The sequence below is a fragment of the Starkeya nomas genome, assembly GCF_902703545.1.
GTDB lineage: Bacteria > Pseudomonadota > Alphaproteobacteria > Rhizobiales > Xanthobacteraceae > Ancylobacter > Ancylobacter moscoviensis.
Window position 1 is genome coordinate 408,953 of record NZ_CACSAS010000001.1, and the last position, 21,634, is coordinate 430,586.

Consider the following 21,634-nt stretch of genomic DNA (forward strand, 5'->3'; position numbering starts at 1 on the left):
GCGATGGACGAGGCCGCCCGCCAGGACGCGATCGACCGGGACGTCACCCGGCAGGCCTTCGCGACCGCCTGCGGCGTGCTCGCGGCGGTCTTCATCGCGCTCTGGATGGGACTTCAGCAGCCCTACTGGGCGGCGCTCAGCGTGATGATCATCGCGAATGTCGATCGCGACGCGCTGTTCACCAAGGGCGTGCTGCGCATCGCCGGCACCTTCGTCGGCGTCCTCGGCGGCTACTACATCGGCCAGTGGGTGGAGGGGCTGCCCTTCCTGCAGATCACCTTCGTCGTCATCGCCGCCGCCGTGGGAACCTATGGCCGCCAGCGCAGCGCCTATGGCTACGTCTGGTTCTACGGCGCGCTGACCTTCGCCCTCGTCATGCTCTACACCATGACGGAGCCGGGCCAGCTCTACGACTTCGCCCATTATCGCTGCTACGAGATCGTCATCGGCGTGGTATGCGGCACGCTGTCGAGCTGGGCGCTCGGGCCGCGCGCGGGGGAGCTGCACGCCCGTCTCGTCGCCCAGCCGAGCGCCACCACCGAGATCAATGCCGAGCGCCAGTCCATGGTGGCGGCGCTCGGGGCGCTGGTGATCGTCGTCACCTGGGCGCTGTTCGACCTGCCGCAGCTGCCGCAGGTGCTGATTTCCAGCCTCATCGTCGTCGACAGCGATCCGCTGGCGACACGTCATCGCGGCGCGCAGCGCATCTTCGGCTGCGTCATCGGCGGCACGGCGGGGCTGCTCGTCATCGCCATCGACGCGACCGATCCGTGGTGGTGGGCGGCGATGCTGTTTCTGGGCGTGTTCTCCTTCGCCCATATCCATCTCGGCAAGTCGGCGCAGGCCTATATCGGCACCCAGTCGGCCATCGCCTATCTGGTGACGCTGGTGAGCGCCGGGCCGCCCACCACGCTGGAGCCGCCGATCGACCGCCTCGTCGGCATCGTCATCGGCGTCAGCATCATGACCGTGCTGGTGTGGGCGCTCAATCCGGTGCGGCCGGCGGAAGAGGCGGCCTGATCAGTCGTCCCCGCGCTCGGGGGCGATCTCGTCGAGCAGCGCGCCGAGATCGGCGCCGCGCGGCACCGCGCGCCAGCGGCCGGGATGGCCTGCCGGCACCAGGATGGCCGCGCCCTTGGGGCAGATGTCGAGGCAGTCCACCTCGATCACGGCGACATGCGCGCCCTTGCGGCGCGGCTTCTTCATCGGCTTGCCGCCCTCGCGCCGGGCGATCTCCGCCCGCAGGGCCTTCGGCAGCGGCTGGTCGCCATGCGGCCCGAAGCCGCCGTCGAGCTTCTTAGCGCACTTGCGGCAGACCAGCACGACGTCCGTCCAGTCGGATTTGATCGGCTTCATCGCGCCTTCTCCTGCGCTGCATGTGGCATCGCCGGGGCGCGTTGTCGATGAGGCTGGCGGTCCGGGCTGATCGGGCAAGTCGACCGGGAAGCCGTGGTCCGGGCGTCGAGGGGGCAGACGACGCCTGGATTTCCGGCTTCCCGGCCGGTCGCTCACTCCGCCGCTGCGGGTGCGGGGAGGGCCTCGCCGTGCTGGCGCAGCGGGCGGTTGCCCGTCAGGCGGCGCAGCAGCACATAGAAGACGGGCGTCAGGAACAGCCCGAAGAAGGTGACGCCGATCATGCCGGCGAAGACCGCGACGCCCATCGCGTGCCGCATCTCGGCGCCGGCGCCGGTGGAGAGCACCAGCGGCAGTACGCCCATGATGAAGGCGAAGGACGTCATCAGGATCGGCCGCAGGCGCAGCCGGCTCGCCTCGATCGCCGCCTCGACCGGGTTGCGGCCGAGGAACTCCAGTTCGCGGGCGAATTCGACGATCAGGATCGCGTTCTTGGCGGAGAGGCCCACCAGCACCACGAGGCCGATCTGGGTGAAGATGTTGTTGTCACCCCCGCCCAGCCAGACGCCGAACAGCGCTGCCAGCAGGCCCATGGGCACGATCAGGATGATCGCGATGGGCAGCGTCAGGCTTTCGTACTGGGCCGCCAGCACCAGGAAGACGAGCAGCAGGGCCAGCGGGAAGACGAGCCCCGCCGAGCTGCCCGCCAGGATTTCCTGATAGGTCAGATCGGTCCATTCGAAGTCGAAGCCCGGCGGCAGCACCTCGGCGGCGATGCGCGCGGCCGCGTCCTGCGCCTGCCCCGACGAGAAGCCCGGCGCGGGCGCGGCGTTGACGTCGGCGGTGAGGAAGCCGTTGTAGCGCTGGGCGCGTTCCGGTCCCGCCGTCGCCTCGACCTTCAAGAGCGCGGCGAGCGGGATCATCTCGCCGCTGTTGGAGCGGACCTTCAGCTTGCCGATGTCCTCCTGGCGCGCCCGGTAGGGGGCGTCGGCCTGCACGCGCACCGAGTAGGTGCGGCCGAACTTGTTGAAGTCGTTCACGTAGAGCGAGCCGAGATAGACCTGCAGCGTCTCGAACACCGCCTGGATCGGCACGCCGAGCTGGCGCGCCTTGGTGCGGTCCACGTCGGCGAAGATCTGCGGCACGTTGATCTGGAAGGTGGTGAACTGGCCGGTGAGTTCCGGCGCCGCCATGGCCTTGGCCATGAAGGCGTTCGTCACCTCGCTCAGCGCCTCGTAGCCCTGTCCGGCGCGGTCCTCGATCTGCAGCTTGAAGCCGCCCACCACGCCGAGGCCCTGCACCGGCGGCGGCGGGAACATGGCTATGAAGGCATCCTTGATCACCCCGTATTTCTGGTTCAGCGAGGCGGCGATGGCGCCGGCGCTGAGCGAGGGATCCGTGCGCTCCTCGAACGGCTTCAGCACCGAGAAGACGATGCCCGCATTGGACGAGTTGGAGAAGCCGGCGATTGACAGGCCCGGGAAGGCGACCGCGCTGGCGACGCCCGGCTCGGCGAGGGTGATCTCGCTCATGCGGCGGATCACCTCTTCCGTGCGGTCGAGCGTGGCGCCGTCCGGCAGCTGGGCGAAGCCGACGAGATACTGCTTGTCCTGCGCCGGCACGAAGCCGGAGGGCACCGCCTGGAACAGCCACCAGGTGGCGCCGAGCATGAGGGCGTAGAACACCATCACCACGCTCTTCGCCTTCAGCACCCCGCGCACGCCGCCGCCATAGCCGTTCGACCCGCGCGAGAACACCCAGTTGAAGCCGCGGAAGAACCAGCCGAGCAGCGCGTTGATGATCCGCTGGAAGCGGTCGGGCGGTGCATGGTGGCCCTTCAGCAACAGCGCCGAGAGCGCTGGCGACAGGGTGAGCGAGTTGATCGCCGAGATGACGGTCGAGATGGCGATGGTGAGCGCGAACTGCCGGTAGAACTGGCCCGACAGGCCGGTGATGAAGGCCAGCGGCACGAACACCGCGACCAGCACCAGCGCGATGGCGATGATCGGGCCGGACACCTCGCTCATCGCCTTGTAGGAGGCATCCAGCGGCGACAGGCCGTTCTCGATGTTGCGCTCGACGTTCTCCACCACGACGATCGCGTCGTCGACGACGATGCCGATGGCGAGCACGAGGCCGAACAGGCTCAGCGCGTTGATCGAGAAGCCGAAGACGTACATCACCGCGAAGGTGCCGACGATGGAGACCGGCACCGCCAGCAGCGGGATGATGGAGGCGCGCCAGGTCTGCAGGAACACCACGACGACGATGACGACCAGCACCACCGCCTCGAACAGCGTGTGCACCACCGCCTCGATCGAGGCGTCGACGAAGCGGGTCGTGTCGTAGACGATGTCGTAGTCGACGCCTTCCGGCATCGTCTTCTTGATCTCGTCCATCGTCGCGCGGACGTTCTCGGCGATCTCCAGCGCGTTGGAACCGGGCGCCTGGAACACGCCGATGCCGACCGCCTGCTTGTTGTCGAGCAGCGAGCGCAGCGCGTAGTCGGCGGCGCCGAGTTCGATGCGCGCGACGTCGCGCAGGCGCACCACCTGCCCGCTGTCGCCGGTCTTCACGACGATGTCGCCGAACTCCTCCTCGGTCTCGAGGCGTCCCCGTGCGTTGACGGAGAGCTGCAGGTCGACGCCCGGCGCGGACGGCGAGGCGCCGACGGTGCCGGCCGCCGCCTGCACGTTCTGCGCACGGATCTCGTTGGCGACGTCACCGGCGGAGAGCCCGTGCTCGGCGATCTTCTGCGGATCGAGCCAGACGCGCATCGAGTAGTCGCCGGCGCCGAAGATGTCGATCTGGCCGACGCCGGAGATGCGCGCCAGCCGGTCCTTCACGTTCAGCACGGCGTAGTTGCGCAGATAGGTGATGTCGTAGCGGTCGTTCGGCGAGATGAGGTGCACCACCATGATGAAGTTCGGCGAGCTCTTCGCCGTGGTGATGCCCAGCGCGCGCACTTCCTCGGGCAGGCGCGGCTCTGCCTGTCCGACGCGGTTCTGCACGAGCTGCGTCGCCTTGTCGGGATCGGTGCCGAGCTTGAAGGTGACGGTCAGCGTCATCACGCCGTCGGTCGTCGCCTGCGAGGACATGTAGAGCATGTCCTCGACGCCGTTGATCGCTTCCTCGATGGGCGTGGCGACGGTGGCGGCGATCACCTTCGGGTTGGCGCCCGGATAGGTGGCGCGCACGATGACCTGCGGCGGCACGACTTCGGGATATTCGGAGATCGGCATCACCCGCAGGGCCAGAAGCCCCGCGAGGAAGATCAGCACGGAGAGGACGCCGGCGAAAATCGGCCGGTCGATGAAGAACTTGGACAGATTCATGGCGTCCTCCCCCTGAGGAGGCGATGCGTCGGCGGCTTCGGATCAGCGCGCGGCGACGGAAGTGGACGGGTCCGTCGCGGAGGCGGCGGAAGCGGTTTCCATGGGGACGATCTCGGGGGCCAGCAGGACACCGGGGCGCACGCGCTGCAGGCCGTTGACGACGATGCGCTCGCCTTCCTTCAGGCCGTCCAGCACGACGCGCAGACCTTCGCTCGGCGGCCCGAGCTTGACCTGCCGGTAAATGGCCTTGTTCTCGGTATCGACCACGAAGACGAACTTCTTGTCCTGGTCGGTGCCGACCGCACGCTCGTTGATCACCAGAGCCGGCTCGGCCTTGGAGCGGCCCATGCGCACGCGGGCGAACTGGCCCGGCACAAGGCGCCCGTCGGCATTGGCGAACACTGCGCGCAGGCGGAAGGTGCCGGTCGAGGTGTCCACCTGGTTGTCGACCAGCTGGAGATGCCCGCGCACCGGCTTGTCGGCGGTCGTGGCGGTGGTGATCTCGACGGGGATGCGATCGATGGCGTCGAGTGCCTCGGTCTGCTCGCCAAGCGTGGCCAGCGCCTCGGCGACCGCGTTCTCGTCGGCGTCGAAGCTGACATAGATCGGATCGACCGAGACGAGGCTGGTCAGCACCGGCGAGGAAGCGCCGGCCGCGACGAGGTTGCCGACGGTGACTTCCAGCCGGCCGACACGCCCGTCGACCGGAGCGCGCACCTCGGTGTAGCCGAGGTCGAGCTTGGCGGTCTGCACGGCGGCTTCCGCCGCGCGCAGATTGGCTTCCGCCTCGCGATAGGTGTTGGTGCGCTGGTCGAGATCGCGCACCGAGACGACACGGTTGTCGACGAGCTGCTTGCCGCGCTCCAGCTCGCTCTTCGAGAACTCGACCTGCGCGGCGGAGGCTTCCTTCAGCGCCTCCGCGCGGTTGAGCGCAGCGACGAAGGGCTCGGGGTCGATGGTGACGAGCAGGTCGCCCTGCTTCACCAGCGCGCCCTCGCGGAAATGCACGGAGTGCACGGCACCGGCGACCCGCGAGCGCACCTCCACCACCTCGACGGCGCGCAGGCGGCCGGAGAACTCGTTCCACTTCATGGTGTCGCGCGCCTTCAGCACCGCGACCGAGACCGGCATGGCCTGCGGGGCGGCGGCTTCCGCCGCCGGGTCGGTGGCGAGCGCCCGGCTGCTCGGCCAGGCGAGGAACACGGCCACCCCGGTCGCCAGCGCCGCCAGCGTCAGCGCGATGCCGGCCTCGCGCCAGCGGCGGCGCGGACGGACGGCAACCTCATCGCGGGCGATTGCGGCGTGTACGATATTACCGGAGGCGGCATCGGTACCGAATGCGTCGTTGCTCATGGCGATCTCCCGGCCCTCAGGCCCGAACGGTACGAACAGAGGTGGCGGACTGCTCCGCCAGAAACTGGTGAAACATGTCGCGCAGCGGGGCTGCCCACTGCGGAATGGCCTCGATGCTGGCATCCAGGCTGTCGGGCAGCGGGTCCGGCTCCTCGGCCGGCACGTCCAGCACGCGGCTCTCGACGGCGACCCCGCATTCGCCGAGACGGCGCGCATAGGCGAGGCTCTCGTCGCGCATCGGACAGTCCGAGACCGTGACGATCAGCGCGGGCGCCACGCCGCCGAGCCGGCGGGAACCGAACGGCGCGGCGTAGGGATGTGCCGCCCGGTCGGCGCTGCCGAGATAGAGATGCCAGCCATCCGCCCATTTGCAGCCGGCGGCGCCCGCCGCGGCGGCGTGGATCGAGCCCGAGGCGAGGCGCGGGTCGACCATGGGCGAGATCAGGATCTGCCCGGCGATCGGCGGCGCCTGCTGGTCGCGGGCCATCAGCGCCAGCGCGGTGGCGAGATTGGCGCCGGCCTCTTCGCCGGCGACGAACAGCCGGGCGCCGCGACCGGCCCATTTGGCCCGCTCGGCATGCAGCAGGCCAAGCGCGGCGAAGGAGGCGTTGAGCGCCGCGGGGAAGGGATGCTCCGGCGCCAGCGGATAATCGACCGAGACGACGACCGCCCCGGCCTCCGACAGCAACTGGCAGACCTTGGCGCTGCAATCGAGGTCGCCATTGGTGAAGCATCCGCCATGCAGATGCAGCACCAGCGGCGTCGGACGCACGGACGCGCGGCCGCGATAGACGCGGACCGGCAGCGCCGCCCCGTCGATCTCCAGCCTGTCCTCGGTCCACAATGCCGTCATGGCGCCCACCATCGAAATGCGGACGGCCTGCGCCACCCGATTTCGCTCTATTGCAGTGCGGCGAAAATTAGTATCGTCTCGGAACTGAAAAAATAGCCGTTCTGTGATTTCATTATTCACATATGGAAATAATGACGCGGTAACAGACCATGGATCAGATCGCCGCCATGCGGGCGTTCGTCCGTGTCGTCGAAGCCGGCAATTTCACCCGTGCCGCCGACCTCATGGAAATGCCCAAGCCCACCGTCACCAAGCTGATCCAGCAGCTGGAAGGGCACCTGCGCACCAAGCTGCTCAACCGCACCACCCGGCGCGTGCGCGTCACCCCGGACGGCGCGGCCTATTACGAGCGCGCGCTGGCGCTGCTGTCCGATCTCGACGAGCTCGACGGCTCGATGGCGCGCGCCCAGACCAGCCCGGCGGGGCGCCTGCGCGTGGACATCGGCACCTCGCTCGCCCTCAACGTCATCATTCCCGCCCTGCCGGACTTCCACGCCCGCTATCCGGACATCCTGCTCGACCTTGGCGTTTCCGACCGCCCGGCCGATCTCGTCGGCGAGAACATCGACTGCGCCATCCGCGGCGGCGATATTCTCGATCCCAACCTCATCGCCCGGCGCATCGGGCAGGTGGACCTCGTCATGTGCGCGACGCCGGGCTACATCGCGCGCCACGGCATGCCGCAGCACCCCCGCGATCTCCTGGAAGGCCACCGGGTCATCGCCTATTTCAGCCCGCGCACCGGGCGGCGCATGGCCTTCGACATGGTGCGCGGCGAGGAGAGCTACGAGTTCGATCTGCCCTATGCGCTGGCGGTCAACGATTCGACCGCCTATCAGGCCGCCGTCCTCACCGGGCTCGGCATCGCCCATGCCGTCGAGCCGCTGATCCAGCCCTATCTCGCCGACGGCACGCTGGTGCGGGTGCTGCCGGAATGGCGCAGCGAGCCGATCGTGCTGCACATCGTCTACGCTCCCAACCGGCATCTGAGCAGCCGGCTGCGCGTCTTCGTCGACTGGGTTGCCGAGCTCTTCGCCTCCAGCAACGTCTACCGCCTCGGGCCGCTCCCGCCGCCTTCCTAGTGCGTGACGCCGAGGAACTGCTTCAGCTCCGGCGTCTTCGGATCGGCGAACACCTCCTCCGGCGGACCGATCTCGTGCACGCGGCCCTGATGCATGAAGACGACGCGCGAGCACACGTCGCGGGCGAAGCGCATCTCGTGCGTCACCATGATCAGCGTCATGCCCTCGCTCGCTAGCTCCTTCACCACGGCGAGCACCTCGCTCACCAGTTCCGGATCGAGCGCCGAGGTGATCTCGTCGCAGAGCAGGGCGATGGGCTGCATGGCGAGCGCGCGGGCGATGGCGACGCGCTGCTGCTGGCCGCCGGAGAGCTGGTCCGGGTAGGCGTCGAACTTGTGGGCGAGGCCGACCCGTTCCAGCATCCTCTTCGCAATCTCCTCGGCTTCCGCCTTCGGCGTCTTCTTCACCACCATCTGCGAGAGCATCACGTTGCGCCCGGCGGTGAGGTGGGGGAAGAGGTTGAACTGCTGGAAGATCATCCCGACCTTCAGCCGGAGCGCCTTCAGATGCAGCTCGTCCGGCAGCAGCTGGGCGCCGGCGACGGAGATCGAGCCCTCGTCGATCGTCTCCAGCCCGTTGATGCAGCGCAGCAGCGTCGACTTGCCCGAGCCGGACTTGCCGATGATGGCGATCACCTCGCCCGGAGCGACGTCGATATTGATGCCCTTGAGCACTTCGTTGTCGCCGAAGCGCTTCTTCACCTCAGTGATTTCGATGAGCGACATTGAGCTTCCTCTCGAGGATCTGGGAGGACTTGGACAGCGGCCAGCACAGGCAGAAATAGATGAGGGCGACGAGGCCGTAGACCTTGAAGGGCTCGAAGGTCGCATTGGTCACGACCGTCCCCGCCTTGGACAGCTCGACGAAGCCGATGATCGAGGTCAGCGCCGTGCCCTTCACCACCTGCACCGAGAAGCCCACGGTGGGCGGCACCGCGATCCGCAGCGCCTGCGGCAGCACCACATGACGCATCTGCTGGACGTACCCCATGCCGAGGCTGGCGGAGGCTTCCCATTGCCCGCGGGCGATGGATTCCACGCAGCCGCGCCAGATCTCGGTGAGGAAGGCGGCGCTCCACAGGATGAGCGCCACGCTTGCCGCCAGCCAGGCCGGCACGTCGATGCCGAACAGGCCGAGCCCGAAGAAGGCGAGGAAGAGCTGCATCAGCAGCGGCGTGCCCTGGAACAGCTCGACATAGGTCTTCACGAAGGCCGGCCCCGCCTTGCCCTTCGCCGTGCGGGCGAACAGCAACAGCGCGCCGACGATGCCGCCGCCGATGAAGGAGACGAGGGAGAGCAGGACCGTCCAGCGCGCCGCCAGCAGGAGGTTGCGCAGGATGTCCCAGGTGGTGAAATCGCTCATGCCCGCCTCCTCACCGCGCCGTGCGTTTTGGGAAAAGCGTCCAGCCAAGGCCGCGCAGCAGCTGGCGCAGGGCGATGGCGAGGGCGAGATAGATCAGCGTCGCGACGAAGTAGCTCTCGAAGGCCCGGAAGGTGCGCGACTGGATGAAGTTCGCCGCGAAGGTCAGGTCCTCCGCCGCGATCTGCGACACCGCCGCCGAGCCCAGCATCACGATGACGATCTGCGAGGACAGCGCCGGCCAGATGCGCTGCAGTGCCGGGATCAGCACCACGTACCAGAAGGTCTGGAGGCGGCTCATGCCGAGGCTCGCCCCCGCCTCGAACTGGCCATTCGGCGTCGCCTGGATGCCGGCGCGGATGATCTCGCAGCCATAGGCGCCGAGATTGACCACCATGGCGAGGTTGGCGGCCTGCAGTTCGCTCATGCGCAGGCCGAGCGCGGGCAGGCCGAAGAAGATGAAGAAGAGCTGGATCAGGAACGGCGTGTTGCGGATCAGCTCGACATAGGCCGCCACCACTGGGCGCAGCCAGCCCGGCCCCAGCGCCCGCGCCCAGGCGCAGGCAATGCCGAGCGCCACGCCCAGCACGCCGCCCACCAGCGTCAGCTCGACGGTGATGCCGATGCCTTTCAGCAGGACCGGCCAATACTCGATCAGCCAGCCGAAATCGAACGTGTAGTTCATGCCGGCGAACTCCCGCTGGTGGAAGGATGGGCGGACGGTGGGAACGCGCCCTCTCCCCGGCGGGAAGAGGGCGGAAGCGGCAGGACGTCAGATGTCCGCCGGCAGCTTGGCGCCGAGCCACTTCTGCGAGATGGCGTCCAGCGCGCCGTCCTTCTTGGCCGCGCCGATGATCGCATCGACCTTGGCGAGAAGGGCGGGTTCGTTCTTGTTGAGGCCGATGTAGCAGGGCGAGTTCTTGATCAGGAACTTGATCTCCGGCTTCTTCGGCGGGTTGCGCTCGAGGATCGCGGCGGCGACCACGTTGCCGGTGGCGATGAGGTCGACCTGGCCGGAGAGGAAGGCGGAGATGGTGCCGTTATTGTCCTCGTAGCGCTTGATGGTGGCGTCGGCCGGGGCGATCTTCGTCAGCTCCAGATCCTCCACCGCGCCGCGCGTGACGCCCACCGTCTTGCCGGAGAGGTCCTTGGATTCCTTCACCGCCGCATCGGCCGGGCCGAACACCCCGTTGAAGAAGGGCGCGTAGGCGACCGAGAAGTCGATCACCTTCTCGCGCTCCGGATTCTTGCCGAGCGAGGAGATGACGAGGTCGACCTTGTTGGTCTGCAGGTAGGGGATGCGGTTGGCGCTCGTCACCGGCACCAGCTCCAGCTTCACGCCGAGCTTGTCGGCGATCAGCTTGGCCACGTCGACGTCATAGCCCTTGGGCGCCATGTCGGCGCCGACCGTGCCGAAGGGCGGGAAATCCTGCGGCACGGCGATGCGGATCACCTTGTTCGCCTCGATGGCGGCGAGGGCGTCGGCGGCGGCGGGGAGCGGGGCCTGCGTGGCGGCGAGCAGCGCGCCGGCGGCGAGCGCGAGGAGGGTGCGGCGGTTCATGCGGTCAGTCCTCTGGTTTGCCTGACGGGGAATGGGCGTGGGGATGCGAATGCGCATGCGGTACGGAAGGGGCGTTGCCGGCGAAGGTCGACGGCGACAGGAGTTCGCGCAGGCCGGCGAGCGGATCGGGTCGGGCGGTGAGATCCAGCCCCGCCTCGACCTTGCCGATGTGCTCGTCCATCAGCCGGGCGGCCAAAGCGAGGTCGCCCGCCTCCATGGCCGCGACGATATCTTCATGGTCGTGGCTGGATTCCTCGGCCTTCTCGGTCGGCTGGTAGAGCATCGAGATCAGCGTGGTGCGCGCGGTGAGGTCGCGGATGATCTCGGTGAGCAGCCGGTTGCCGAGCGCGTCGGCGAGATGGATGTGGAAGTCGCCGAGCAGGCAGGCGCGGGAGGAAACGTCGCCGGTCTGGATCGCCTCCCGCTCGATGGCGACATGTTCCTTGAGGCTGGCCAGCACCTGCGGCGGCACCTCGCGCACGGCCTGCAGCAGGCCGGTCTCGATGACGCGCCGGGTCTGGAACGCCTCGCGTGCTTCCTCGGCCGAGGGCTCGACCACGTACCAGCCGCGCCGCGCGCTGACCTGCACGACGCCGCGCGTCTCCAGCCGCATCATCGCCTCGCGCACCCGGGTGCGGGAAACGCCGAACAGGTCGGCGAGCTTCTGCTCGCCCAGCCTCGTGCCGGGATCGATGCGGCCGGCAAGGATGGCCGAGAGGATCGCTTCCTCGATATTGGCGGCGGCGGGGTTCATCACGCGCTCTGCACTTGCTTACAAACTTGTATACAAGGCTGTAAGCAAGCGACGTGCCAAAGGGCGGCGGGTGAGCCGACCGCACGCCGTCATGGCCGGGCTTGACCCGGCCATCCACGTCTTCGGCCCGTCGTGATCGTCGAAAAAGGCGCGGATCCCCGGGTCAAGCCCGGGGATGACGGCCTATCGGCGGGGTTCGGAGCGCCGATGCGTGGCCGGGCCGGCGCTGGCCCGCGACCAGAATGCCGCTTCCTTGATCAGCAGCCTGGAAGCGGCGCAAAAATCGACGCCGCTATTCCGCCGCCTGCTTCTTGTGGCCGAGCCGCTCGGCCAGCTTGTCGAGCAGCTGTCCGGCGGCGTCGGCGATCACCGTGCCCGGCGGGTAGATCGCCTCGGCGCCGGCCGCGAAGACGGCCTCGTAGTCCTGCGGCGGCACCACGCCGCCAACCACCACCATGATGTCCGGCCGTCCCTCGGCGGCGAGCGCGGCCTTCACCTCCGGCACGAGGGTGAGATGACCGGCGGCGAGCGAGGAGATGCCGATGACATGCACGTCGTTCTCCACCGCCTGCCGGGCGGCTTCCTGCGGCGTGGCGAAGAGCGGGCCGATATCGACGTCGAAGCCGAGATCGGCGAAGGCGGAGGCGATCACCTTCTGGCCGCGGTCGTGGCCGTCCTGACCGACCTTGGCGACAAGGATGCGCGGGCGCCGGCCTTCCTCGTGCTCGAAGGCTTCCACGCGCTCGCGCACATGGGCCACCTTGTCGGTCATGGCTCCCGCCTCCCGCTTGTAGACGCCCGAGACCGCGCGGATTTCCGCCCGGTGCCGGCCGAAGACGCGCTCCAGCGCATCGGAGATCTCGCCCACCGTCGCCTTGGCGCGGGCGGCGTCGATGGCGAGCGCCAGCAGGTTAGCATTTCCGCGCGCGCCGTTCTCCAGCGCGGTCAGCGCCGCGGCCACCGCCTGCGGGTCGCGCTCCGCCTTCAGGCGCTTCAGCTTGTCGAGCTGGGCGGCGCGCACGGCGGAATTGTCGACCTTCAGCACGTCGATCGGGGTCTCGCTGTCGGGCCGGTACTTGTTGACGCCGACCACGGTCTGGCGGCCGCCGTCGATCCGCGCCTGGGTCACGGCGGCGGCTTCCTCGATGCGCAGCTTCGGGATGCCGGCCTCGATGGCCTTGGCCATGCCGCCGAGTTCCTCGACCTCGCGGATATGGCCGAGCGCGCGCTCGGCGAGATCGGCGGTCAGGCGCTCGACATAATAGGAGCCGCCCCACGGGTCGATGGCGCGCGTCGTGCCGCTTTCCTGCTGCAGCAGGAGCTGGGTGTTGCGGGCGATGCGGGCGGAGAAGTCGGTCGGCAGGGCCAGCGCCTCGTCGAGCGCGTTGGTGTGCAGCGACTGGGTGTGCCCCTGCGTCGCAGCCATCGCCTCCACCATGGTGCGCATGACGTTGTTGAACACGTCCTGCGCCGTCAGGCTCCAGCCGGAGGTTTGCGAATGGGTGCGCAGCGGCAGCGACTTCGGGTTCTGCGCGCCGAGGTCCTTCATCAGCTTCGCCCAGATCAGCCGGGCGGCGCGCAGCTTGGCGACCTCCATGAAGAAGTTCATGCCGATCGCCCAGAAGAACGACAGGCGCGGCGCGAAGGCGTCGATCGGCAAACCCGCCGCCATGCCGGCACGGGCATATTCCACCCCGTCGGCGAGCGTGTAGGCGAGCTCCAGATCTTGCGTCGCTCCCGCCTCCTGCATGTGGTAGCCGGAGATCGAGATCGAGTTGAAGCGCGGCATCTCCCTCGACGTGAAACCGAAGATGTCGGCGATGATCCGCATCGAGGGCCCGGGCGGGTAGATGTAGGTGTTGCGGACCATGAACTCCTTGAGGATGTCGTTCTGGATGGTCCCGGAGAGCTGGGCCGGCTTCACGCCCTGTTCTTCCGCCGCCACGACATAGAGCGCGAGGATCGGCAGCACCGCGCCGTTCATGGTCATCGACACGCTCATCTGGTCCAGCGGGATGCCGGAGAACAGCGTGCGCATGTCGTAGATGGAATCGATGGCGACGCCCGCCATGCCGACATCGCCGACGACGCGCGGGTGGTCCGAATCATAGCCGCGATGGGTGGCGAGGTCGAAGGCGACCGAGAGGCCCTTCTGCCCGGCCGCCAGGTTGCGGCGGTAGAAGGCGTTCGAATCCTCCGCCGTGGAGAAGCCGGCATATTGCCGGATCGTCCAGGGCTGGGTCGCGTACATGGTCGGGTACGGACCGCGCAGGAACGGCGCGATGCCGGGGTAGCTGTCGACGAAGCCGAGGCCGGCAATGTCGTCCGGCCCGTAGAGCGGCTTCACCGCGATGCGTTCCGGCGTCTCCCAGGCCTCGCCGCCGATGGCGGGCGGCGCGACGCGCGGGGCGCGCCAGTCGAGCGTCGAGAAATCGGGAATGCGACGAGCGGAGCCGGTCATTGCGTGCCCTCCCGCGTTGCGGTGATGCCGAGCCGGCGATGCGCGTCCTGCAGGAGCGCGAGCAGGTCGCCGCCGGCCGAGAGATAGACGTCGATGCCCGCTGCCCGCCACGCCTCCTCGTGCTCGCCCGGTCGCCCGGCGAGGTAGAGCGCGGCGGCGCCGGCCGCCTTCAGCCCGGAGGCGGCGTCCGTCGCGGAGGCGGCGTAGAGATCGTCCGAGGAGCACAGGCAGGCGATGCGCGCGCCCGAGGTACGGAACGCCTCGGCCAGCGCCGTCATGTCGGTGAAGCCGTCATTGGCCGGCGCCATGATGCCGCCCGCCTCGAAGGCGGCGCGGGCGAAGCCCGAGCGCGCGGTGAAGTCGGCGGGCGTGCCGAGATTGGCGAGGAAGACCACGGGACGCGGGTTCGTCGCGGCCGCAGCCTCCCGCAGGCGTTCATAGGGTTCGGTGAGCCGATGGCCGGTGAGCGGCTCGCCCAGCAGCGCGCCCTCGGCGGGCGGCGGCGTGTTCACCCGGCGGGCGGGGGCGAGCACGGTCGGCACGGTTTCGCCGAGCAGCGGGAACTCCGAGGTGCCGGTGATCGGCAGGCGGCGGGTGGCGATGTCCTTCGCCCGCGCCGCGCGCGCCGCCGCGATCCGGCCCTGCCAGGCGCCTGAGGTCAGGCTCTCCACCATGCCGCCCTCGCGCTCGATCTGGCGGAACAGCTCCCATGCCGTCGCCGCCAGCTTCTCCGTGCGTTCCTCGATGGCGCCCGCGCCGGCGCCCGGATCGGCAACGCGATGGACGTTGGATTCCTCGATCAGGATCACCTGCGTGTTGCGGGCGAGCCGGCGGGCGAAGCCGTCCGGCAGGCCGAGCGCCTGCGTGAACGGCAGCACGGTCAGGCTGTCCGCCCCGCCGACGCCGGCGGCGAAGGCGGCGACGGTGCCGCGCAGCAGGTTCACATGCGCGTCGTGCCGGGTCAGCGAACGCCAGGCGGTCTCCATATGGATCGCCACCGGCGCCGCCTCGATGTCGCACGCGTCGAGTGCCGCCGCCCAGAGCTGGCGGAAGGCGCGCGGCTTGGCCTGCGTGCCGAACTGGTCGACATCGGCGGTCAGCGTCACCTCGATGGCGGCGGCCGCGTCCTCCAGCGACAGGCCGGCGGCTGCCAGCGCGCGCAGATAGGCCATCGCGGTCGCCAGCACGGCGGCGAGTTCCTGCGCGTCGGTGGCGCCGGCGGCGTGGTGCAGGTGCCCGTCCGCGCGCACCATCGGCGCCGTGAGCCCGCGCCCGCGCAGCGTCGATACCGTCTGGCCGAGGCGGGCGGACAGCGCGTCCCACTCTATGGGTGCGGCGCCGAGCGCGGCGAAGTCGCTGATCGGATCGAGCCCGAAGCGGATGTCGAGCGTCGCCGGGTCGCGCTTCTCGTAGAGCCGGGCGATGGCGAGCGCGATGTCGCGGGCCTGGTAGGCTCCGGCCTCGACGCGCAGCGTCACCAGATCCGGCATCACGCCGTCGAGCACCGTGACCAGTTCCTCGAAGCGGTTCGGCAGGCCGAAGCCGCCGGCCGAGGGCGCGGAGGCGAAGACCAGCGTGGCGCCGTCCGCCCCGCCGTTCAGGTCCTCCAGCAACTGCGCATTGGCGGCCGCCGGGTCGTCATGGTCGATGCGGGCGACGATCCGCCAGGGCGCGCCGGCGGGCCGCCCGGCGAGCGGCGCCGCCTCGCGCCGCCGCTCGGGCAGGGCGTCCAGCGTGTAGCCGTCCGCCGCGCGGGTGAGCATGCGCTTGTCGTAGGCGCCGCCCTTCAGCACCCCCTCGACCAGCTTCAGCCAGTCCGCGCGGGTCGCGGCCGGGAAGGTGGCGAGGTCGAGATCGAGGGGCTGGTCCATGGCGCGGCTCTCCCTGTGGTCCGCTCAGGCGAATTCGAGGATCACGGCATCGACGGCGAGGCTGTCGCCCGCCTTGGCGAGCACCTTGCTGACCGTCGCGTCGCGCTCGGCGCGCAGCACGTTCTCCATCTTCATGGCCTCGACCACCGCCAGCGCCTCGCCGGCCTTGACCTCCTGGCCTTCCGACACGGCGATGGAGACGACGAGGCCGGGCATCGGGCAGAGCAGCTGCTTGCCGGCGCCGGACTGCTGCTTCACCGGCATCAGCGCCGCGAGTTCCGCCTCGCGCCGGGTGTAGACCAGCGCGTCCACGGCGACGCCGCGATGGGCCAGCAGCGCGCCGTTGAGGCGCGGGCGTACCTGCACGCTGATCGCCTCGTCGTCGAACACGCCGCTCCACACCGGTTCCCCGGGCTGCCAGCCGGAACGCAGCTCGTGCGTGCCGTCCGGCTCGCCCTGCTCGTTCAGGAAGGTGACGATGAAGCCGCCCGCCGCGCGGTCGACCTCGCAGGGCAGGCTCAATTCGCCGAGCCGCACCACGCGCTGATGCTCGAACACCACCGCCCGGCCGGCGAGCTGGTCGGAGATCTTGCGCTTGCGGGCATTGCCCACATTGTCGATCACCGCCGCGACCGCCGCCAGCCGCCGCGCCAGCACCGGGCTCGGCTCGGTGGCGTGGAAGCCGTCGGGGTATTCCTCGGCGATGAAGCCGGTGGAGAGCCGGCCGGCGCGCCAGCGCTCATGCGCCATCAGCGAGGCGAGGAAGGGGATGTTGTGCTGGATGCCGTCGATGGCGAAGGCGTCGAGAGCGTCCGCCTGCGCCTCGATCGCCTCCTCGCGCGTCGGCGCGTGGGTGATCAGCTTGGCGATCATCGGGTCGTAATAGAGCGAGATCTCCCCGCCCTCGTAGACGCCCGTGTCGTTGCGCACGGTGACGGCGTTCTTCACGCCTTCCGCCGGCGGGCGGTAGCGCGAGAGCCGGCCGATGGAGGGCAGGAAGCCGCGATAGGGGTCCTCTGCATAGACGCGGCTCTCCACCGCCCAGCCGTTCAGCTTCACGTCCTCCTGCCGGAGCGCGAGCTTCTCGCCGGCGGCGACGCGGATCATCTGCTCGACGAGATCAATGCCGGTGACCAGCTCCGTCACCGGGTGCTCCACCTGCAGGCGGGTGTTCATTTCGAGGAAGTAGAAACTACGGTCCTGCCCGGCGACGAACTCCACCGTGCCGGCGCTGTCGTAGTTCACCGCCTTGGCCAGCGCGACGGCCTGCTCGCCCATCTTCCGGCGGGTGGCCTCGTCCAGCAGCGGCGAGGGGGCTTCCTCGACGACCTTCTGGTTGCGGCGCTGGATCGAGCATTCGCGCTCGCCGAGATAGACGACGTTGCCGTGCTTGTCGCCCAGCACCTGGATCTCGATATGGCGGGGCTGGACGATGAACTTCTCGACGAAGACGCGGTCATCGCCGAAGGACGACTTCGCCTCCGAGCGGGCGCGGTCGAAGCCGTCCTGCACCTCGGCGCGCGAATGGGCGATGCGCATGCCCTTGCCGCCGCCGCCGGCGGAGGCCTTGATCATCACGGGATAGCCGATCTCGTCGGCGATCTTCGCCGCGTGCTCGGCATCCTCGATGACGCCGAGATAGCCGGGCACGGTCGAGACCTCGGCGGCGGCCGCCGCCTTCTTCGATTCGATCTTGTCGCCCATGGCCTCGATAGCGCCGGGGTTCGGGCCGATGAAGACGATGCCGGCGTCCTTCAAGGCCTGCGCGAAGCTGGCGCGCTCGGACAGGAAGCCGTAGCCGGGATGCACCGCCTCGGCGCCGGTCGCCTTGCAGGCCGCGATGATCCGGTCGGCGAGCAGATAGGACTGCGCGGCCGGGGCGGCGCCGATATGCACCGCCTCGTCCGCCATCTCGACATGGAGCGCGTCCTTGTCGGCGTCGGAATAGACGGCGACCGTCGCGATGCCCATCTTGCGGGCGGTCTTGATGACCCGGCAGGCGATCTCGCCACGGTTCGCGATGAGTATCTTCTTGAACATGGCTGGATCTCAGAGCGGCAGGTTGTCGTGCTTCTTGAGCGGCGCCTCGACCTTCTTCGAGGCGAGCATGGCGAGGGCGCGGGCGATGCGCTTGCGCGTGGTGCGCGGCGTGATCACCTCGTCGATATAGCCGCGTTCGGCCGCCACGAAGGGCGAGAGGAAGCGCTGCTCATATTCCTTCGTCCGCTCGGCGATCTTCTCGGGGTCGTCGATGTCGGCGCGGAAGATGATCTCCACCGCCCCCTTGGCGCCCATCACCGCGATCTGCGCGGTCGGCCAGGCGTAGTTCACGTCGCCGCCGATATGCTTGGAGGCCATGACGTCATAGGCGCCGCCGAAGGCCTTGCGGGTGATGACGGTGACGAGCGGCACCGTCGCCTCGCTATAGGCGAAGAGCAGCTTGGCGCCGTGCTTGATCAGGCCGCCATATTCCTGCGCCGTGCCGGGCAGGAAGCCGGGCACGTCGACGAAGGTGACGATCGGGATCTCGAAGGCGTCGCAGAAGCGCACGAAGCGGGCGGCCTTGCGCGAGGCGTCGGCGTCGAGCACGCCGGCCAGCACCATCGGCTGGTTGGCGACGATGCCGACCGTCCTGCCCTCCACGCGGCCGAAGCCGGTGACGATGTTGCCGGCGAAGGCGCCCTGGATCTCGAAGAAGTCGCCCTCGTCGACCACCTTCGCGATCAGCTCCTTCATGTCGTAGGGCTTGTTCGGGTTGTCCGGCACCAGCGTGTCGAGCGAGGCGTCGATGCGCTCGCCGTCGTCGAAGCTCGGCCAGGCTGGCACGCCGGACTGGTTGCTGGCGGGCAGGAAATCGATCAGCCGGCGCATCTGCAGCAGGCATTCGACGTCGTTCTCATAGGCGCCGTCGGCCACCGAGGACTTGGTGGTGTGCACCCGCGCCCCGCCCAGCTCCTCGGAGGTGACGGTCTCGTTGGTGACGGTCTTCACCACGTCCGGCCCGGTCACGAACATGTAGCTCGTGTCGCGCACCATGAAGATGAAGTCGGTCATCGCCGGCGAGTAGACGTCGCCGCCCGCGCAGGGGCCCATGATCACAGAGATCTGCGGGATGACGCCGGAGGCGGCGACGTTGCGGCGGAACACCTCGCCATAGCCGCCGAGCGCGGCGACGCCTTCCTGGATGCGCGCCCCGCCGGCATCGAACAGGCCGATGATCGGCGCGCGCGTCTTCAGCGCGAGGTCCTGGATCTTGGTGATCTTCGCCGCATGCGCCTCGGAGAGCGAGCCGCCGAACACGGTGAAGTCCTTGGCGAACACGAAGACCCGCCGCCCGTTCACCGTGCCCCAGCCGGTGACCACACCGTCGCCGGGGATCTTCTCGGCCTTGTCCATGCCGAAATCGGTGCAGCGGTGCTGGACGAAGGTGTCGAACTCCTCGAAGGAGCCGGTGTCGAGCAGCAATTCGATGCGCTCGCGGGCGGTGAGCTTGCCGCGCTTGTGCTGGGCATCGATGCGCCGTTCCCCGCCGCCGAGGCGGGCGCCGGCGCGGCGCTGTTCGAGCTCGTCGAGAATATGCTTCATGGGCGGTCCCTCGGACGCTGCTTTTTCGCCTCGCGGCAATTCGCGACGGTTCTAGGCCCTTGCGGGACAAAACATAAGCTGTGAAAATGCGGATCGTAAAATTGTAAAATTTTCACAAAATCGAAGACGGGACGCGGGACGGCCATGGCCGGCATGTCGAAGAAGGTGTTCGCCGGCCACGCGGTGCGCAATGTCCGCGAGAGGCTGGGGCTCACGCAGATCGATTTCGCCCGCCGGCTCTCCCTTTCGCCGAGCTACATCAACCAGATCGAGAGCAATCAGCGCCCGGTGACGGCCGCGGTGCTGCTCGCCATCAGCCGCACCTTCGACCTCGACATTACACGTTTCGGCGCCGACGATCTCGACCGTATCGTTGCGGACCTGCGCGAGGCCTTGGCTGATCCGGTGTTCCGCGGGCTGGAGCCCAGCCTGCAGGACCTGAAGAACGCCACCACCCACGCCCCCGCCTTCGCCCATGCCTTCCTGCGCCTGCACGGCGCCATGCGCCGGCTGGAGGAACGCCGCGCCGCGCTCGACGACGCGGTGGTGTCGGTGGCGCGCGAGGTGGATGGCGGCGCGCCGCAGGAGGAGACCCGCAACCTCGCGCCCTATGAGGAGGTGCGCGACCACTTCCACTACATCGACAACTATGTCGACGGCCTCGACCGGGCGGCGGAGGAGCGCAACGCCGCGCTCGACCTCTTCGCCCGCGACGACGCGGTGCCGGTTCTGGTCCAGCATCTGCGCCAGCGCCACGACATCGTCGTCGACATGGCGCCCGCCGACCGGCTCGACGCACCCCTGCTCGCCTATGACCGCCACCGTCGCGTGGCGACGCTCGCGCGCACGCTCGACCGCGCCAGCCAGGCCTTCCGCCTCGGGACGCTGATCGCCCGTTTCGAGCAGAGCGACTCCATCGACCGGCATGTCGTCGATGCGGGCTTCCGCAGCGCCACGGCGCGCGAGGTCTGCCGGCTGTCGCTGCAGAACTACTATGCCGGGGCGCTGCTGCTGCCCTATCGCCGCTTCGCCCGGCTGGCGCGGGAGAGGCGGCACGATCTCGACCTTCTCGCCACGATGACCGGGGCGAGCCTGGAACAGGTCTGCCACCGCCTCTCGACCCTTCAGCGGCCGGGCGAGAAGGGCGTGCCCTTCTACTTCCTGAAGGTCGATCGCGCCGGCAACGTCATCAAGCGCCACAGCGCCACCCGCTTCCAGTTCGCCCGCTATGGCGGCGCCTGCCCGGTGTGGAACGTGCACGAGGCGTTCGAGCAGCCCTCGCGCACCCTTGTGCAGGTCGGAGAGATGCCGGACGGGGCGCGTTACCTGTGCCTGGCGCGCGGCACTTCCAAGCCGGCGATCCGCCACGGCCAGCGCGAGCGGCGCTTCGCGCTCGGCATCGGCTGCGAGATCTCCTATGCCGCCGAGCTCGTCTATGCGGACGGGCTGGACCTCAAATCGGCGGCTCTGGCCCCGCTTGGCGTCAACTGCCGCATCTGCCCCCGCGCCGCCTGCCCGGAGCGGGCTTTCCCGCCGCTCGACCGCGAGATCGTGCTCGACCCGGACCGCCGCGACGTCGTGCCCTTCGCCGTGCGGGAGTGAGGCGGCCGCTCACGCCGCCCCGTTGGCGCCGGTCTTTCCTCTCGGGAGCTTCCCCTCGGCCTTCTCCCGCCGGGGTTCGGCGATCCACACATAGCCCTCGCCATACTGCGTGGCGATGAAGCGCGGGCGGCGGGCATCGTCGCCCAGCTTGCCGCGCAGCCGGTTGATGAGGAAGTCGATGCTGCGCTCGGCGGCGTCCGAGCCGACGCCCGAAATGGCGTCCAGCAGCTGGTTGCGCGTCATGATCCGGTGCGCGTTGCGGATCAGCGCCGCCAGCACGGCGCGCTCCGAGCGCGTGAAGCGCACCCTTCGCCCGCGCGGGCGCGCCGCCCAGAGCAATTCCGCGTCGAAGATCATCTCGGCAAAGCACAGTCTGGCCGCCGGCTCGGTGCCTCTCCCGTTCATGCGCGTCCATCTCCCCCGCACCTTACCGGCGGTCGCGACGCGCGAAGGATCGTGCACGTT

Annotated in this window: 17 protein-coding genes; 3 read left to right on the forward strand and 14 right to left on the reverse strand. The window is 69.1% G+C overall.

The genetic code is table 11. The features are described from left to right. Positions 1–3: 3 nt before the first annotated feature. A complete protein-coding gene (locus STARVERO_RS02040) occupies positions 4–1,020 on the forward strand; it encodes an FUSC family protein (RefSeq protein WP_159597738.1) in 1,017 nt (338 codons plus the stop codon). Here the strand turns inward: STARVERO_RS02040 and STARVERO_RS02045 are convergent, their stop codons facing one another. The 4 genes from STARVERO_RS02045 to STARVERO_RS02060 form a co-directional block, all read right to left on the reverse strand. Continuing rightward, positions 1,021–1,356, reverse strand: coding sequence for a (2Fe-2S) ferredoxin domain-containing protein (locus STARVERO_RS02045; RefSeq protein WP_159597739.1), 336 nt, complete (start codon positions 1,354–1,356; stop codon positions 1,021–1,023). Between the two features lie 152 nt (positions 1,357–1,508). Then, the gene (locus STARVERO_RS02050; RefSeq protein WP_159597740.1) at positions 1,509–4,688 is read right to left on the reverse strand and encodes an efflux RND transporter permease subunit; all 3,180 of its coding nucleotides are present in this window, start codon (positions 4,686–4,688) and stop codon (positions 1,509–1,511) included. A 42-nt stretch (positions 4,689–4,730) separates the two neighbouring features. Continuing rightward, complete coding sequence (locus tag STARVERO_RS02055) at positions 4,731–6,041, reverse strand: efflux RND transporter periplasmic adaptor subunit (protein ID WP_144343967.1); 1,311 nt, start codon at positions 6,039–6,041, stop codon at positions 4,731–4,733. 16 nt (positions 6,042–6,057) lie between these two features. Next, positions 6,058–6,894, reverse strand: coding sequence for an alpha/beta hydrolase (locus STARVERO_RS02060; RefSeq protein WP_186291993.1), 837 nt, complete (start codon positions 6,892–6,894; stop codon positions 6,058–6,060). A gap of 149 nt (positions 6,895–7,043) precedes the next feature. Between STARVERO_RS02060 and STARVERO_RS02065 the strand changes: the two genes are divergently transcribed. Further along, positions 7,044–7,976, forward strand: a complete 933-nt coding sequence (locus STARVERO_RS02065) for a LysR family transcriptional regulator (RefSeq protein WP_144343968.1) — start codon at positions 7,044–7,046, stop codon at positions 7,974–7,976. Here STARVERO_RS02065 and STARVERO_RS02070 read toward each other — a convergent pair. The 9 genes from STARVERO_RS02070 to STARVERO_RS02110 form a co-directional block, all read right to left on the reverse strand. Continuing rightward, entirely contained in the window at positions 7,973–8,701 is a 729-nt protein-coding gene (locus tag STARVERO_RS02070) for an amino acid ABC transporter ATP-binding protein (RefSeq protein ID WP_144343969.1), read from the reverse strand. The two genes, STARVERO_RS02065 and STARVERO_RS02070, sit on opposite strands and share 4 nt — an antisense overlap. Continuing rightward, the gene (locus STARVERO_RS02075) at positions 8,679–9,338 is read right to left on the reverse strand and encodes an amino acid ABC transporter permease (protein ID WP_144343970.1); all 660 of its coding nucleotides are present in this window, start codon (positions 9,336–9,338) and stop codon (positions 8,679–8,681) included. Before STARVERO_RS02075 ends, STARVERO_RS02070 begins: the two co-directional genes overlap by 23 nt. 10 nt (positions 9,339–9,348) lie before the next feature. Next, positions 9,349–10,020, reverse strand: a complete 672-nt coding sequence (locus tag STARVERO_RS02080; protein ID WP_159597741.1) for an amino acid ABC transporter permease — start codon at positions 10,018–10,020, stop codon at positions 9,349–9,351. A gap of 87 nt (positions 10,021–10,107) precedes the next feature. Further along, positions 10,108–10,896, reverse strand: coding sequence for a transporter substrate-binding domain-containing protein (locus tag STARVERO_RS02085; RefSeq protein WP_159597742.1), 789 nt, complete (start codon positions 10,894–10,896; stop codon positions 10,108–10,110). Between the two features lie 4 nt (positions 10,897–10,900). Then, positions 10,901–11,650, reverse strand: a complete 750-nt coding sequence (locus STARVERO_RS02090; RefSeq protein ID WP_159597743.1) for a GntR family transcriptional regulator — start codon at positions 11,648–11,650, stop codon at positions 10,901–10,903. A gap of 292 nt (positions 11,651–11,942) precedes the next feature. Continuing rightward, positions 11,943–14,111: a methylmalonyl-CoA mutase gene (scpA, locus tag STARVERO_RS02095; RefSeq protein WP_159597744.1), complete on the reverse strand. Its 2,169-nt coding sequence runs from the start codon at positions 14,109–14,111 to the stop codon at positions 11,943–11,945. Beyond that, positions 14,108–15,982 (reverse strand): methylmalonyl-CoA mutase family protein, encoded by a 1,875-nt coding sequence (locus STARVERO_RS02100; protein WP_159597745.1) that lies wholly within the window; start codon positions 15,980–15,982, stop codon positions 14,108–14,110. The genes scpA and STARVERO_RS02100 overlap by 4 nt, the downstream gene beginning before the upstream one ends. A 24-nt stretch (positions 15,983–16,006) precedes the next feature. Further along, complete coding sequence (locus STARVERO_RS02105) at positions 16,007–18,022, reverse strand: acetyl-CoA carboxylase biotin carboxylase subunit (protein ID WP_159597746.1); 2,016 nt, start codon at positions 18,020–18,022, stop codon at positions 16,007–16,009. A gap of 9 nt (positions 18,023–18,031) precedes the next feature. Continuing rightward, a complete protein-coding gene (locus tag STARVERO_RS02110) occupies positions 18,032–19,567 on the reverse strand; it encodes an acyl-CoA carboxylase subunit beta (RefSeq protein WP_144343977.1) in 1,536 nt (511 codons plus the stop codon). A gap of 144 nt (positions 19,568–19,711) precedes the next feature. Here STARVERO_RS02110 and STARVERO_RS02115 point away from each other — a divergent pair, with 144 nt between their 5' ends. Further along, on the forward strand, positions 19,712–21,169 hold the full coding sequence (locus tag STARVERO_RS02115; protein WP_144343978.1) for a helix-turn-helix domain-containing protein: 1,458 nt from the start codon (positions 19,712–19,714) through the stop codon (positions 21,167–21,169). 9 nt (positions 21,170–21,178) lie between these two features. Here STARVERO_RS02115 and STARVERO_RS02120 read toward each other — a convergent pair whose 3' ends face one another. Then, positions 21,179–21,574 (reverse strand): winged helix-turn-helix domain-containing protein, encoded by a 396-nt coding sequence (locus tag STARVERO_RS02120; RefSeq protein ID WP_159597747.1) that lies wholly within the window; start codon positions 21,572–21,574, stop codon positions 21,179–21,181. Positions 21,575–21,634: the final 60 nt, after the last annotated feature.

Bases quoted from the DNA above. Each gene is read 5' to 3' on its own strand.
- STARVERO_RS02040 (WP_159597738.1), top strand. From the start codon at position 4: ATGGACGAGGCCGCCCGCCAGGACGCGATCGACCGGGACGTCACCCGG.
- STARVERO_RS02045 (WP_159597739.1), bottom strand. From the start codon at position 1,356: ATGAAGCCGATCAAATCCGACTGGACGGACGTCGTGCTGGTCTGCCGC.
- STARVERO_RS02050 (WP_159597740.1), bottom strand. From the start codon at position 4,688: ATGAATCTGTCCAAGTTCTTCATCGACCGGCCGATTTTCGCCGGCGTC.
- STARVERO_RS02055 (WP_144343967.1), bottom strand. From the start codon at position 6,041: ATGAGCAACGACGCATTCGGTACCGATGCCGCCTCCGGTAATATCGTA.
- STARVERO_RS02060 (WP_186291993.1), bottom strand. From the start codon at position 6,894: ATGACGGCATTGTGGACCGAGGACAGGCTGGAGATCGACGGGGCGGCG.
- STARVERO_RS02065 (WP_144343968.1), top strand. From the start codon at position 7,044: ATGGATCAGATCGCCGCCATGCGGGCGTTCGTCCGTGTCGTCGAAGCC.
- STARVERO_RS02070 (WP_144343969.1), bottom strand. From the start codon at position 8,701: ATGTCGCTCATCGAAATCACTGAGGTGAAGAAGCGCTTCGGCGACAAC.
- STARVERO_RS02075 (WP_144343970.1), bottom strand. From the start codon at position 9,338: ATGAGCGATTTCACCACCTGGGACATCCTGCGCAACCTCCTGCTGGCG.
- STARVERO_RS02080 (WP_159597741.1), bottom strand. From the start codon at position 10,020: ATGAACTACACGTTCGATTTCGGCTGGCTGATCGAGTATTGGCCGGTC.
- STARVERO_RS02085 (WP_159597742.1), bottom strand. From the start codon at position 10,896: ATGAACCGCCGCACCCTCCTCGCGCTCGCCGCCGGCGCGCTGCTCGCC.
- STARVERO_RS02090 (WP_159597743.1), bottom strand. From the start codon at position 11,650: ATGAACCCCGCCGCCGCCAATATCGAGGAAGCGATCCTCTCGGCCATC.
- scpA (WP_159597744.1), bottom strand. From the start codon at position 14,111: ATGACCGGCTCCGCTCGTCGCATTCCCGATTTCTCGACGCTCGACTGG.
- STARVERO_RS02100 (WP_159597745.1), bottom strand. From the start codon at position 15,982: ATGGACCAGCCCCTCGATCTCGACCTCGCCACCTTCCCGGCCGCGACC.
- STARVERO_RS02105 (WP_159597746.1), bottom strand. From the start codon at position 18,022: ATGTTCAAGAAGATACTCATCGCGAACCGTGGCGAGATCGCCTGCCGG.
- STARVERO_RS02110 (WP_144343977.1), bottom strand. From the start codon at position 19,567: ATGAAGCATATTCTCGACGAGCTCGAACAGCGCCGCGCCGGCGCCCGC.
- STARVERO_RS02115 (WP_144343978.1), top strand. From the start codon at position 19,712: ATGGCCGGCATGTCGAAGAAGGTGTTCGCCGGCCACGCGGTGCGCAAT.
- STARVERO_RS02120 (WP_159597747.1), bottom strand. From the start codon at position 21,574: ATGAACGGGAGAGGCACCGAGCCGGCGGCCAGACTGTGCTTTGCCGAG.